We start from the raw sequence: 13,705 nt of genomic DNA, 5'->3' as shown, positions 1-13,705 counted from the left end.
GCGAACTAGAGCAAACCCAGTTGAGCCGCCTTCAACGTGGCCGCCGCGCGCGTGGAGCTCTCGAGCTTGCGAAACACGCTCTCCACATGCGTACGCACCGTGCTGGGACTGATCGAAAGCTTCTGCGCCACGGTCTTGTTGCTCGCACCCAGACTGATCCAACGCAGGATTTCCTTCTCGCGTTCGGTCAGGAGTCCGGTTGAGGATGCTGCGGGCACTCCGACCGCGGCCCGTCGCCGCTTGTCGATCAGCGCATGGACAGCCTCGGCATCGAATCGGCCCGCGCTCGCCTCGCTCAACAACACCTCGTTGGCGGCGCTGTGCGAGTACGCCTCACGCCAGGGACGCGCCGCGCGCAAGGCCGCCAGCGCGTTGGCGGCGGCGAGGATGCGCGCCTGGAGCGAGGTGCCGCTGTGCTTGAGCTCGCGGAAATAGCCGGATCCGTCCGCTCGTTCGTACGCGTACGAGGCAAGCTCGGCCTCGGCGGCGAGCGAACCGATCTGTCGCGCGGCGCGGCCGGTCCAATAAGGCACCAACCGAACCCGCTCCCAGGCCGACTGCGCGAGCCGTCCGGGCGTGTCCCAGATCATGTTCGGTACCGCGGCCCGGCCCATGCCGTGAATGAGCGCGGCGCGATACAGCCTGCGCTGGCTGTCCGCGTCCAAGCCGAGCCGGCTCGCCGCATCGCGCGCAAGCTCGGCCACGTGCAACGAATGCCCGGTCATCCAGGGCAGTTTCAGATCGATCACGTGGGCCAGGATATCCAGCGACGTGGTGCGACCCGCGAACGCCGTATCGATCGAACACACGCCCGACAGCATCGGATCCTCGTCGAGAGCGGCGAGCCATTCGTCGGCGCGCGCCACCGCCACGGCCGCGAATTCTTTCGGATACAAGCCGCCCGCGCGCGCATCGATCAGCTTGCGCGCCTGCTCTTGGCCGTACAGCCGGCTGAAGATGTCCAGATCGCCCGCGAGCGAGGCCAGATAGACGGCCGCCGGAACCCGTTCGCCGCTCAATCCGTCCGGCGCGCCGCTGCCGTCGTGGCTTTCGAACAGATGCCGGCAGGCGAACTGGGTTTGTTCGTCCAGGCCCAATTGCGCCGCGACATCCCCGGACACTTCGCAATGGATCTGCGACAGCGAGAAGAACGCCGAACTCTTGTTGCGCACGCCGGAACGAAAACCGCCGATCGTGGATGGGCTGGCGAGCAAGGCCTTGCGCCCGCTCACGTCGTCGCCGAACAACTGAGAGAACTCCGGCGCGTTGGCGGTGCAGCCCGACCAGCGCAGCAGCGAGACGGTAGTGGCGCCGGCGACCGCCTCGGCATCCATGCCGACTTCGCTCGCCAGCCGCCCTGCCATCCACGCCGCGCGCGGCGAATGATCGGTCGGCTGGCCCATCGCGAGGTCGCCCACGAACGCCAGCGAGCGGATCACATCCAACAAGGCGACGGCGGAATCGTCCACGGAAGTCGTTTTCGTCATGGCAAGGGCGGGAAGTCTATCGCCCCGCCTCCCGCCCGGTCCTCGGTCATTCAACCGATGGTGCGCGCGATGGCGCGGATCGCAAGCTATGTCCCAGGTTGGTCCACCAGCCCGAACCGCCCCCCTAATCCCACCCGCACTACCTGCCCAGGAGATTCCCATGAAACTCAAGACTCTCGCCCTCGCCGCAGCCGCCGCCTTGTCCGTGGCCTCCACCGCACATGCGGCCCAACCCGACCCGACCCCGAAGGGCGTCAAGAACATCGTGCTCGTCCACGGCGGCTTCGTCGACGGCTCGGGCTGGCAGAAGGTGTACAACCTGCTCACGAAGGACGGCTACAACGTCAGCATCGTCCAGAATCCGACCCTCTCGCTCGCCGACGACGTCGCCGTCACCCAACGCACGATCGCGCAGCAACACGGCCCGGTCGTGCTGGTCGGCCACTCGTATGGCGGCGTGGTGATTTCCGAAGCCGGCAACGACCCCAAAGTGGAACGCCTGGTCTATATCGCCGCTTTCGCGCCCGACGCCGGCGAGTCGGTCCAGTCGCTGATCGCCAATCCGCCGAAAGGCGCGTCGGCGCCGCCGATCCTGCCGCCGCAGAACGGTTTCCTGTTCCTGGACCGGAGCAAATTCGCCGCGGCCTTCGCCGCCGACGTTCCCGCCGCGGACGCCGAATTCATGGCCGCGTCGCAGGTGCCGTGGGGCGTGGAAGCGCTGACCGGCAAAGTAACCGTGCCGGCATGGAAGTCGAAGCCGAGCTGGTACCTGGTCGCCACCGACGACCACATGATCCCGCCGCCGGCGCAGCAGACGATGGCAAAGCGCGCGGGCGCGACCGTGGCCGAAACCGCGGCCAGCCATGCGGTGTATGTATCCAAGCCCGAAGCGGTCGCCGAACTCATCAAGCGAGCGGCCGAAGGCAAGAAGTAGTCCATCACGGGCGTCCAGGCTCACTGGCCGCGCCGCAACCCGGCGCCCCGCACTCGCGGGGCGCGCTTGCTTGAGTCCCGGCCGCCGCAAGGGACGCGCCGACTTACTTCATCGACAGCGCAGTGGCGCCCCATCGGCCGCCGAGATTACGCTGCCGGACGACTCGTTCCGACCGCGGTCCGAAGCTCGCGCAAGGACGCGCCGAGCACCCGCGACGCCGACCGCAGGAACAAAATCAGCAGCGCGATCGCGATCAACAAATCGGGCCAGCCCGCGCCGAACATCCAGACCAGAGCGGTCGCGCCGATCAAGGCGAAGCCTTCGTAGATGTCGTTTCTTGCGCACTCCCAGGCCGAGGCGAGATTCACATCGCCTTGCCGGTAGGGGGACAACAAGCGCAGACAGAGGTAGTTTGCGCCGAGGTTCAACACCGCGGCGATGCCCATGCCCTCGAACAGGGGCACCGTGGGATTCCACAAACGCCAGCATATCTGGACGCCCACGGCGATCGCGGCGCCAAGGATCAACAGCCCCTTGAGCAACGACACCCGCGCCTTGGCTTGGCGGCTCGCACCCACTACCGCCAGGCTCAAGGCGTAGGTCAGCGCGTCGCCGAGATTATCGAGCCCTCCCGACAGCACCGATGAGGATCGGCTGTACCACGCCGCGAATACCATCATCACGAAGGTGGCCAGATTGATCGCAAGCACGATCCGCAACACACGCCGCTGTTCGGCCTGCATCGCCGCCACGTCGACCACTTTGCCGCACCCGCAGCACTCGCTCATCGTCGCCTCGAATCGGTCGCCTCGAATCGGTATACGGGCTCGGCCGAGAATACCTAAGACGCCCAACCGAAGTTGGCCGCCATCGGCCGGCTGCGCACCGCAAAACTTTCCGCTGCCAGCCGGGTCGTTCCCCCTGCCGCGGAACGCACGCAAAAAAACACCCAGGTTTCCCTGGGTGCTTTTTGAACTGGTGGGCCGTCAAGGATTCGAACCTTGGACCTATTGATTAAGAGTCAACTGCTCTACCAACTGAGCTAACGGCCCGGTAAAACCGGAGCGACACTATAACTGAAATACTCAGTGCCGCACAACAAAAATTTGGGGTGGAAGACGGGATTTGAACCCGCGACCCCCGGAATCACAATCCGGTGCTCTAACCAACTGAGCTACATCCACCAGAGACATCTACAGCGTGGCGCATGATACAACGTGGCGCGCCCGGCGGGACTCGAACCCACAACCACCGGCTTAGAAGGCCGGTGCTCTATCCGGTTGAGCTACGGGCGCCAGAGTTGAATCTTAACTGACGTCCGGCCTGGTTCGATGGATGGTCGGGGCAGAGGGATTCGAACCCACGACATCCAGCTCCCAAAGCTGGCGCTCTACCAGGCTGAGCTATACCCCGGCCGGGACTTTCGTTGCACGCCAATGCCGCGAAAGGTCGCATAGTGTGGGCGGCGGCTCGGACACTGTCAATCCTGTTCGGGCGATCCATTTCCATCCCGGACAGTTCCATCCCGGACACAGATAGAAACGCCAGTCGCGGCATGGAGCGCGCTCGCGCCGTGTATGCTTCGGCCCAGTTGGTATTCATTCTCAGGCATCGCCCGGACGCGGCGGTGCGTTTCGAAAAGGAGCACGACCATGATGCGCAGCGGAAATCCCGCACTGAAGGAATCGACCTTCCTCGACCTGGGCAGCGGCGCGGTGGTGCGCGGCGGCGATCAGGCGATGACCCTGAACGGTACGGTCAACAAGACCGGCGTGTTGCTACTGCTGACGGTGATCACCGCTTCGTTCGCCTGGAGCCAGGTGCAGATCACCCCGCAAGGCGTGGTCGGCGGCGCGCCGTATCTGTGGGGCGGCGCGATCGGCGGCCTGATCCTGGCCCTGGTCACCACCTTCAAGAAGACCTGGGCGCCGGTCACCGCGCCGCTGTACGCGCTGGTCGAAGGCTTCTTCCTCGGCGCGATCTCCTCGATCTTCGAAGCCCGGTTCCCGGGCATCGTGATCCAGGCGGTGATGCTGACCTTCGGCACCTTGTTCGCGCTGCTGTTCGCCTACCGTTCGGGCCTGATCAAGGCGACCGAGAACTTCAAGCTCGGCGTGGTCGCGGCCACCGGCGGCATCGCTCTGATCTATCTGGCCTCGATCGTGCTGCGGATGTTCAACATCAACATTCCCTACATCCACGAGTCGGGCATCATCGGCATCGGCTTCAGCCTGTTCGTGGTGGTGATCGCCGCGCTCAATCTGGTGCTGGACTTCGACTTCATCGAAACCGGCGTCGAGCAAGGCGCGCCGAAGTACATGGAGTGGTACGGCGCGTTCGGCCTGATGGTCACGCTGGTGTGGCTGTATATCGAGTTCCTGCGGTTGCTGTCGAAGTTGCAGTCGCGCAACTGAGTCGGGCGATTCGCGGCACGAGAAAAAGGGCGCCTTGGGCGCCCTTTTTCGTTTCGCGTCGGCGCGGTGGCAACCGGACGATTCGCCGCTTCGCGGCCCTCACTCCAGCCCCTCTCCCGCACGCGGGAGAGGGGTTCTGGGCGCGGCGCGGAGCCAAACGACGACGGCGCCCGAAGGCGCCGTCGTGGCATTGCGTTACCGAAGCCGGCTTCGATCAGAAGCGGTCTTCGTCGTCGGTCTCGAACTTGCCTTCGTAGCCTTCCGGCGGCGGCGGTTGATCGCCGACGGTCCACAGGCGTTCGAGCGCGTAGAACTCGCGCACGCGCGGCAGCATGACGTGCACGACCACGTCGCCAAGGTCGACCAGCACCCATTCGGCTTCGCGCTCGCCTTCCACGCCCAACGGCATGACGTCGAGATTCTTCGCGAACTTCACCACTTCATCGGCGATCGACTTGACGTGACGGGTCGAGGTGCCGGAAGCGACGATCATGTAATCGGTGACGCTGCTCTTGCCGCGCACGTCGATTTCGACGACATCCTTGGCCTTGAGTTCTTCGACCGCGGCGTGGACCGTCTTGAGCAGCAATTCGGTCGGCGGCGGCGGGTTCGGCAACTGGGTCTTGATGACTTGGGCTTGACTGGTCAAGAGAAGGCGGCTCGTTATTGCGGGAGATGTGCCGGGATTATACCCAAGGGCCCCGCGGCGGCGTGTGGATCGGCCAACCCAGAATACGGGCCTCGCAAGACACCCCTGATTCAAACCGCCGCGCCGCGCTGGACCGGTACGCCGTACAGCCCGTGGCGGTCGATGTAGGCGGCCACCGGCGGCGGCACGAAGGCCCGCCAGGCTTCGCCGGCGGCGATCAGCTGGCGCACCTGGCTGGCCGATTCGGCGTGCAGCGGCTGCTTGAGACGGTATACCCGCCCGGCCGGACTATCGCGCAGCGCGGCGACTTCGGCCGTCTCGCGGCCCGGTGCGATTGCCTCGACGCGCTCGCCATCGAGCGGGCTGCCGGGGCGTTCGGCCACCACGAAATGGGCCAGCTCGAACAGCGCCTGCCATTCGCGCCACTGGGGCAGATCGATAAAACTGTCGGCCCCGACCAGCAACGCCAGCGGTTGGTCCGGGCCGACCTCGGCGCGGACCTCGCGCAGGGTCTCGACCGTGTAGGAACGCCCTTCGCGGCGCAGCTCGCGCCGGTCGACGACCAGGTCCGGCTCGCCGGCCACGGCCAGGTCGAGCATGCGCGCGCGATGCTCGGCGCTCGCGCCGGGCGGCGCGCGATGCGGTGGATCGGCGGCCGGCATCAGCCGCACTCGCGCCGACAAGGCATCGCGGGCGGCGCGGGCGATGGCCAGATGGCCGTCGTGGATGGGATCGAAGGTGCCGCCGTAGAAGACGAGCAGACTCATGCGGAGCTCCAGCCGCCGCCGCTCAGCCGGCCGTAACCGCGAGCAGGCGCAGCGCGCGCGGCTCGGCCACGGCGAGCAGCAGGCGTTCCAGCGCCACCCAGGCGTCGCCGGCCTCGCGGCCCTTGGCCATGCGGTCCACGCGCCCGGCCTGGGCCAGCAGGATTTCCCAGCGGCGCGCGTCGTGACGCTGCAAGGCGCGGCGGTACATGGGCTGTTTGGAATCCCAGATCCGCTGCGCCTTGAACTCGGCGGCGATGTTGCCGCCGCGCGCATTGACCCGCGCCAGCGCGGCGGTGCGCTGCAATTCCATCACCACCATGCCCAACAGCGCCGGCACCGCTTCGCCTTCGGCGCGCAGGCCGGCGAGCATGCGCGAGACTTGCGCGCCGTGGCCGTTCATCGCCGCATCCAGGACCCGGAACACGTCGAAGCGCGCGGCGTCGGCGACCAGTTCCTGCATGCGTTCCAAGGTCAGGGTCTCGCCATCGGACAGCAGCGCCAGCTTGTCGATCTCTTGCGCGGCGGCGAGCAGATTGCCTTCGACCCGATCGGCCAGGCTCTGCACCGCATCGCGATCGGCGCGCAGGCCGCGCGCGCGCAGGCGGCGTTCGATCCATTCGGGCAGTTCGTGCGGCTTGACCGCCCAGGCCACGGCTATATGGCCGAGCTTGCCGACCGCCTCGCTCCATTTGCCGCCGTGCTGTTTGCTCCATTCGCCGGCGGTGATCAGCAGGCTGACGTCGTGCGGCGGATCGGCGCAGAAATCGCTGATGACCTCGGCGCCCTCCTTGCCCGGTTTGCCGCTGGGCAGGCGCAGTTCCAGCAGGCGCCGGCTGGCGAACAGGCTGGGCGCGCGGAACGAGGCCGACAGCCCGTTCCAGTCGGGTTCGCGCTGATTGCCTTCGGCTTCGAAGATTTCGCGTTCGCCGATGCCTTGCTTGCGCGCGGCCGCGCGCACCGCGTCGGCGGCTTCGAGCACGCGCAGCGGCTCGGGCCCGGCGATCAGATAGACCGGACGCAGCGCTTCCTGGTCGAGTTGGGCGAGCAGACGCTCGGGCGTGAGTTCCATGGCGAACGCCTCAGCGCCGGTGAGATGCGGACGGGCGGCGCGGGCGGCTCAACGCCGCTCGCTGACCGCGCCGATCCGGCGCAACACTGCCGAACTCATCTCGCGGCGCATTTCGCGCATCAGGATTTCGCGCTCGCCCTCAGTACCGATGGCATTGGTCGGGTTGGACACGTAGTCGCGCGACAGCTCGATGCTCTGGCGTGGCACCAGCGCGCTGCCGTCGGCCTTGCGCAATTCGAACGAGACCGCGTAGCGCAGGCTGTATTCCTGCACGCGGCCGAGTTCGTCGAGCGCGGCCGGGGTGTCGCCCCAACGCTCGGACAGCAGATCCAGCACCGCGACCTCGGGCGAATCGGCCTGGGCCGGTACCGCGCCGGCGCGGGTGAGGGACTGGGCCAGCGATTCGGCCAGCGGGCTGTAGCGATCGACCGACACCACCCGCACCGGACCCAGATCGGGCGGCAGGACCAGGGCCTGGCGCAGTTGGAATCCGCAGGCCGACAAAGCCAGCACGAGGACCGCGAGCGTGGTGCGCGCGGTCGCGCGGATGAAGAGGGAGGCAGGCGTCATGGGCGAAGTCTGGACGAGGCGGCTGCGGGCATCAATAGGAAGACTGAACCGCGGTCGCGAACGGCCGCATCGCCGTCAGTAGCGGATCTCGTGCCCAGCGAACAGGCCCTGTGCGCTTTGCGCGCCCGGCAAGGCCAGCAAGCGGTCGTACCAGGCCTTCAACGCCGGCCAACGCTGCGCCCACAGATGCATCGGAAAACCCGCGGCCTGCGCCCAGGGTTCGACCGTGAAGCACAGATAGCCCATGCAGGCGACGTCGGCGATGGTCGGCGCGTCGCCGGCCAGCCACGGGGTGTGATCGAGCTGCGCCTGCAGGCGGTCGAGATCGGCGAGGCAGCGGCGGTCGTACCACGCCAGCACCGCCGGATCGTAGTGGCCGAACTGGCGGCCGTAGCGCGAGTGGGCGATGTTGAGGCTGATCCGGTTGGCTTCCCACGACAGCCATTCGCGCACGTGCAGGCGCTGCTGGAGATCGGCGCCGTCGAGGCGGCGCGCGCCGCCGTCGGCGTCCTGGCGGCTGGCCAGGTAATCCAGGATCACGTTGGACTGGCACAACACCAGGCCATCGATCAGCAACACCGGGACTTCGCCGTGCGCGGCGATCTCGCGAAATTCCTGCGAACGCTGATCGCGCGCGATGCGGATGTTGACCTGGCGCTGTTCGAACTCGATGCCGAGCAGGCTCAGGGCCAAGGCGGCTTTGTAGCTGAAGCCGGAATCGGGATGGCAGTAGAGGATGGGGGTCATAGATGGCTGGGCTGAAAAAGCGAATCCCCCCTACCCCCCTTTTTCAAAGGGGGGAACAGCAACGGCAGCGGCAACAGCAATGGCGACGGCGACGGCGACGGCGACGGCGACGGAATCTCGTATTGCTGAAGATCGCCACAAAACCCGCCTAGCGGATTCCCCCCTTTGAAAAAGGGGGCCAGGGGGGATTTGCTTTTCGCTCTTTACATCACCACCCAGACCATCAACCCGCCACGATGTTGACGATCTTGCCCGGCACCACGATCACTTTGCGCACACTCAGGCCTTCCATGTACTTGACCACGTTCGGCTCGGCCAGGGCCAGGCGTTCGGCGTCTTCCTTGGACACGTTGACCGGAACTTCGATCGTGCCGCGCAGCTTGCCGTTGACCTGCACCGCCAGGGTCACCGTGTCGCGGCTCAGCGCCGACAGATCGGCCTGCGGGAAGCTCACGTCTTCCAGCAGCGTTTCGCCATGGCCCAGCACCTGCCACAGCGCGTGGCTGGTGTGCGGAGTGATCGGATTGAGCAGCAGCACGATCGCCGCCAGCGCTTCCTGCCGCAGGGCGCGGCCGTTGGCGCTGGAATCATCGAACTTGGACAGATGGTTCAGCAATTCCATCACCGCGGCGATCGCGGTGTTGAAGCTGTGGCGGCGGCCGTAGTCGTCGCCGACCTTCTGGATCGCTTCGTGGGTTTGCCGGCGCAGCGTCTTCTGCGCGGCATCTAGCGACGCCAGATCCAACGCCGGGGCGGCGCCGTCGGCGGCATGCTTGTGCACCGCCACCCACAGACGTCGCAGGAAGCGCGCCATGCCTTCCACGCCCGCTTCGTTCCATTCCAGCGACTGGTCCGGCGGCGCGGCGAACATCGAGAACAGGCGCACGGTGTCGGCGCCGAACTTGCCGACCATCAACTGCGGATCGACGCCATTGTTCTTGGACTTGGACATCTTCTCGATGCCGCCGATCTGCACCGGCTCGCCATCGGCCTTGAGCACCGCACCGGTGATGCGGCCGCGATCGTCGCGCTTGATCTCCACGTCGGCCGGATTGATCCAATCGAAACCGCCGTTGGGCAGCGTGCGATAGAAAGTCTCCGCGATCACCATGCCCTGGGTCATCAGGTTGGTGGCCGGCTCGTCGCTGTCGACAAGGCCTTGGTCGCGCATGAGCTTGTGATAGAAGCGGAAATACATCAGATGCAGGATCGCGTGCTCGATGCCGCCGATGTACTGATCCACCGGGGTCCAGTACTTGGCGCGCTCGTCGACCTGCTGGGCCGCGCCCGGCGAGGTGTAGCGCGCGTAGTACCAGCTCGACTCCATGAAGGTGTCGAAGGTGTCGGTCTCGCGCTCGGCCGCGCCGCCGCAGGTCGGACAGGTGGTCTTGCGCCACTGCGGATCGGATTTGATCGGCGAAGCCACGCCTCTGAATTCCACGTCCTCCGGCAGCACCACCGGCAACTGGTTTTCCGGCACCGGCACGTCGCCGCACTTGGCGCACAGAATCACCGGGATCGGGCAGCCCCAATAGCGCTGGCGGCTCACGCCCCAGTCGCGCAGGCGATAGTTGACCCGGCGATTGCCGCGGCTTTCGGCTTCGAAACGAGCCGCCAGCGCGTCCAGCGACTGCTGGAAATCCATGCCGTCGTATTCACCCGAGTTGACCAGCCAGCCGCGCTCGGTCCACGGACCTTGTTCCTGGATCGAATTCTGGAATTCCTCGACCACCTGCACCGCGGCGCTGGTTTCGTACAGATCCACCGACGGCGCGCTGCCCAGCGCGCTGCTCATCGGATCTTTGTGCGTGGTCATGTCGCCGCTGATTTCCGTCAGCGCGTCGCGCACCGCGTCGGGCACGATCACGGTCTTGATCGGCAGGTGATAACGCTTGGCGAATTCCCAGTCGCGCTGATCGTGGCCGGGCACGGCCATCACCGCGCCGGTGCCGTAGTTCATCAGCACGAAGTTGGCGACGAACACCGGTACCAACTCGCCCGATATCGGATGAACCGCGCGCAAGCCCGTGTCACGACCCCGCTTCTCCTGGGTTTCCAGTTCGGCTTCGGACACGCCGCCCTTGCGCAGTTCGGCGATGAAGGCGGCCAGATCGGCGTCGGTCTTGGCGGCGTGTGCGGCCAGCGGGTGCTCGGCGGCGATCGACACGTAGGTCACGCCCATCAGCGTGTCCGGACGCGTGGTGAACACGGTCATCGGCTCGACCGGGTTGCCGGCTTCATCGCGCACGTCGAAGCGGATCTCCAGGCCTTCGCTGCGGCCGATCCAGTTGCGCTGCATGGTCTTGACCGCGTCGGGCCAGCCCGGCAGCGAGTCCAGGCCGTCGAGCAGTTCCTGGGCGTAGTCGGTGATCTTGAGGAACCACTGCGGGATTTCGCGCTTTTCCACCAGCGCGCCGGTACGCCAGCCGCGGCCGTCGATGACCTGCTCGTTGGCCAGCACGGTCTGATCGACCGGATCCCAGTTCACCACCGAGTTCTTGCGGTAGGCCAGGCCCTGCTTCATCAGCCGCACGAACATGCGCTGCTCGTGCACGTAGTAATCCGGCGTGCAGGTGGCGAATTCGCGCGACCAGTCGATGGCGTAGCCCATGGTCTTGAGCTGCGCCTTCATGTGGGCGATGTTGGCGTAGGTCCATTTGGCCGGCGCGGTGTTGTTCTTGATCGCGGCGTTCTCGGCCGGCAGACCGAACGCGTCCCAGCCCATCGGCTGCAACACGTTGTGCCCGGTCATGCGCTTGTAGCGGCTGATCACGTCGCCGATGGTGTAGTTGCGCACATGGCCCATGTGCAACGCGCCGGACGGGTACGGCAGCATCGACAGGCAGTAATACTTGGGCTTGGCCGAGTGCTCGTCGACCTCGAACGCGCGCGTGCCGTCCCAGAAACGTTGGGCGGCGGCTTCGACCTGGGCGGGTTCGAAGGCCAGGGGATCGTTCTGGGGGTCGTTCGGGGCGGGGGCTGCGTCGGACACGGCGGGCAATGGCGATGGGACAGGACCGGCAAGCCTACCGCAGCGCACAAAAGCCCGCCATGCGCGCGCCGCTGAGGGGCGGCGGATTTCCCGGCCGCGTCCGCAATCCCGCCTGGCCTCGCGACGGACCGGCCCGGACGCCGGCTCGGCAATGCGCCGGCCCGGCCACAACGCATCCACGGCAAACCCGATACCGTAGGCCGAACACCCGGCCCACCGCCCGCGAGCCCCCTTTGGCCCAGCCCCGCCCTTCCGCCATTCCGTCCGCGCGACCGCCGGGGCAGCGCTTTCGTGCATACCGCCTGCCCGCCTTCGTGTTGGCGGCGGCGCTGCTGGCGGCGGTCGGCGTGGCCACCGTGGCGGGCCTGCGCAGCTTCTCCAGCAGTTCGCAGTGGGTCGAGCATTCCTATCAGGTCATCGCCCAGATCGAATCAACCCTGGCCAACACCCGCACCGTGGAGTCCAGCGCGCGCGGCTACCGCCTGAGCGACCGTCCGGCGCTGCACGCCGAGTACCTGGCGAGCATTCCCGACGCGATCAACAGCAGCAACGAATTGATCGCGCTGACCCGCGACAACCCCGGCCAGCATGCGCTGGCGATGGACATCGAGCGGCGCGTGCGCGCGCGGCTGGCCGAAATCGACCGATTGATGGAACTGCACGCCCGCGACCCGACCCAGACCCGCATCAGCGCTCAGACCAGCAACGGCTCCGAGCAGATGCGCGCGCTGACCGCGATCGCCCGGACCATGCGCGAGCGCGAACGTGACCTGCTGGCCGCGCGGCAGATCCGCACCGACCACAACGCCTCGGTGCTGACCGGGCTGGTGGTGCTGGCGATGGTCATGGCGATGGCGCTGCTGGCCTTGCTGATGCTCAGCCTGTGGCGCGAAAACCGCCGCAGCCTCCGGCTCGAACGCGACAGCCGCCAGGCGCTGCTGGACCTGGAAGCCTCATCGGCCGAACGCGACCGCCTGACCGAACGCCACCGCAGTCTCAGCCGCTATGCCGGGCTGCTGCAGAGCTGCCAGAGCCTGCAGGAAGCGATGGACATGACCGCGTACGTCATCGCCGATCTGCTCCCCGACATCGGCGGCCGCTGTTATGTGCTGCGCGCCTCGCAAAACCTGGCCGAGACTACGGCACGCTTCGGCCTTGAGGCGGTCGCCAGCGCCGACCTGCTGCATCCCAACGACTGCTGGGCGCTGCGCCGCGGCCAATCGCACCGCGCCCACGCCCATCACGGCGGCGTGCGCTGCGCCCACCTGGAGCCGGCCGCGGCCCAGGCCGGCGATACGCGCTGGAGCCTGTGCGTGCCGCTGATGGCGCAGAACACCTCGCTGGGCCTGCTCAGTTTCAGCGGGCACCGCAAGCCGCAGGATTCGGAGCTGATGCTGATCGACGCGGTCGCCGAACACCTCGGCCTGACCATCGTCAACCTGCAGTTGCGCGAAACCCTGCGCGTGCAGTCGCTGCGCGATCCGCTGACCGGCCTGTTCAATCGCCGCTATCTGGAAGAGAACCTGCAGCGCGAGCTGTTGCGCTGCCAGCGCCGCAAGCAGCCCTTGTCGGTGCTGATGCTCGATGTGGATCACTTCAAGCGCTTCAACGACCAGCACGGCCATGCCGCCGGCGATGCGCTGCTCGCGCGCATCGGCCAGTTGCTGCAGGACCTGGTGCGCAACGAAGACATCGCCTGCCGCTACGGCGGCGAAGAGTTCACCGTGGTCTTGCCCGAGGCCGACGCCGCCACCGCATTGCAGCGCGCCGAACAGATCCGCGCGGCGATCGGGTCGGCCACGATCCTGCATCTGCGCCAGAGCTTCGGCCCGGCGACCTGTTCGATCGGCCTGGCGACCTCGCGCGATGAGCGCGAAACACCGCAGCAGTTGTTGCAGGTCGCCGATGCGGCCTTGTATCGCGCCAAGGCCGCGGGCCGGGACCAAGTGGTCGACGGCAACGTGGCCGCCTAGCCGAACACCCCAGCGGTAGCGGGAGGCGGGGAGAGCAAGCCACGGACCGCGCGTGAGCGGCTGCGCATGAGTCGGCGAGGCCCGGACTGAAGCCCCGCAAGCA

General features: G+C 66.9%; 11 protein-coding genes and 4 tRNA genes. 3 read left to right on the top strand and 12 right to left on the bottom strand.

Features of this window, described 5'->3' with window-relative positions; all coding sequences use genetic code 11:
- Nucleotides 1-5: 5 nt before the first annotated feature.
- Nucleotides 6-1,469 (bottom strand): HD domain-containing phosphohydrolase, encoded by a 1,464-nt coding sequence (locus tag ACTOWJ_RS06705; protein ID WP_441333818.1) that lies wholly within the window; start codon nt 1,467-1,469, stop codon nt 6-8.
- A 178-nt stretch (nt 1,470-1,647) separates the two neighbouring features.
- Between ACTOWJ_RS06705 and ACTOWJ_RS06700 the strand changes: the two genes are divergently transcribed.
- Nucleotides 1,648-2,421: an alpha/beta hydrolase gene (locus tag ACTOWJ_RS06700; RefSeq protein ID WP_441333817.1), complete on the top strand. Its 774-nt coding sequence runs from the start codon at nt 1,648-1,650 to the stop codon at nt 2,419-2,421.
- A gap of 146 nt (nt 2,422-2,567) precedes the next feature.
- Here the strand turns inward: ACTOWJ_RS06700 and ACTOWJ_RS06695 are convergent, their stop codons facing one another.
- The 5 genes from ACTOWJ_RS06695 to ACTOWJ_RS06675 form a co-directional block, all read right to left on the bottom strand.
- Entirely contained in the window at nt 2,568-3,209 is a 642-nt protein-coding gene (locus ACTOWJ_RS06695; protein WP_441333816.1) for a cation transporter, read from the bottom strand.
- Between the two features lie 188 nt (nt 3,210-3,397).
- Nucleotides 3,398-3,473 (bottom strand) — tRNA-Lys (locus ACTOWJ_RS06690).
- A gap of 55 nt (nt 3,474-3,528) precedes the next feature.
- A tRNA-His gene (locus ACTOWJ_RS06685) sits at nt 3,529-3,605 on the bottom strand.
- Nucleotides 3,606-3,639: 34 nt separating this feature from the next.
- Nucleotides 3,640-3,716: transfer RNA gene (locus ACTOWJ_RS06680), tRNA-Arg, on the bottom strand.
- A 41-nt stretch (nt 3,717-3,757) separates the two neighbouring features.
- Nucleotides 3,758-3,834: transfer RNA gene (locus ACTOWJ_RS06675), tRNA-Pro, on the bottom strand.
- Between the two features lie 242 nt (nt 3,835-4,076).
- Between ACTOWJ_RS06675 and ACTOWJ_RS06670 the strand changes: the two genes are divergently transcribed.
- Nucleotides 4,077-4,835 (top strand): Bax inhibitor-1/YccA family protein, encoded by a 759-nt coding sequence (locus ACTOWJ_RS06670; protein WP_441333889.1) that lies wholly within the window; start codon nt 4,077-4,079, stop codon nt 4,833-4,835.
- Between the two features lie 214 nt (nt 4,836-5,049).
- Here ACTOWJ_RS06670 and rsfS read toward each other — a convergent pair whose 3' ends face one another.
- The 6 genes from rsfS to leuS form a co-directional block, all read right to left on the bottom strand.
- Nucleotides 5,050-5,484 carry a ribosome silencing factor gene (gene rsfS / locus ACTOWJ_RS06665; protein ID WP_441333815.1) on the bottom strand — a complete coding sequence of 145 codons (435 nt, stop codon included), beginning with the start codon at nt 5,482-5,484 and terminating at the stop codon, nt 5,050-5,052.
- A 110-nt stretch (nt 5,485-5,594) separates the two neighbouring features.
- The gene (nadD, locus tag ACTOWJ_RS06660) at nt 5,595-6,251 is read right to left on the bottom strand and encodes a nicotinate-nucleotide adenylyltransferase (protein ID WP_441333814.1); all 657 of its coding nucleotides are present in this window, start codon (nt 6,249-6,251) and stop codon (nt 5,595-5,597) included.
- A gap of 22 nt (nt 6,252-6,273) precedes the next feature.
- Entirely contained in the window at nt 6,274-7,320 is a 1,047-nt protein-coding gene (gene holA / locus ACTOWJ_RS06655) for a DNA polymerase III subunit delta (protein WP_441333813.1), read from the bottom strand.
- 48 nt (nt 7,321-7,368) lie between these two features.
- Nucleotides 7,369-7,890 carry an LPS-assembly lipoprotein LptE gene (locus ACTOWJ_RS06650; RefSeq protein ID WP_441333812.1) on the bottom strand — a complete coding sequence of 174 codons (522 nt, stop codon included), beginning with the start codon at nt 7,888-7,890 and terminating at the stop codon, nt 7,369-7,371.
- Nucleotides 7,891-7,965: 75 nt separating this feature from the next.
- A complete protein-coding gene (locus ACTOWJ_RS06645) occupies nt 7,966-8,637 on the bottom strand; it encodes a glutathione S-transferase family protein (protein WP_441333811.1) in 672 nt (223 codons plus the stop codon).
- A gap of 223 nt (nt 8,638-8,860) precedes the next feature.
- Complete coding sequence (gene leuS / locus ACTOWJ_RS06640) at nt 8,861-11,584, bottom strand: leucine--tRNA ligase (RefSeq protein WP_441333888.1); 2,724 nt, start codon at nt 11,582-11,584, stop codon at nt 8,861-8,863.
- A 278-nt stretch (nt 11,585-11,862) separates the two neighbouring features.
- Here leuS and ACTOWJ_RS06635 point away from each other — a divergent pair, with 278 nt between their 5' ends.
- Nucleotides 11,863-13,602 (top strand): diguanylate cyclase, encoded by a 1,740-nt coding sequence (locus ACTOWJ_RS06635; RefSeq protein WP_441333810.1) that lies wholly within the window; start codon nt 11,863-11,865, stop codon nt 13,600-13,602.
- Nucleotides 13,603-13,705 lie beyond the last annotated feature (103 nt).

It is taken from the genome of Lysobacter sp. CA199 (assembly GCF_052078715.1).
In the GTDB taxonomy this organism is placed as follows: domain Bacteria; phylum Pseudomonadota; class Gammaproteobacteria; order Xanthomonadales; family Xanthomonadaceae; genus Lysobacter.
This window is presented reverse-complemented; position numbering and strand designations above follow the sequence as displayed.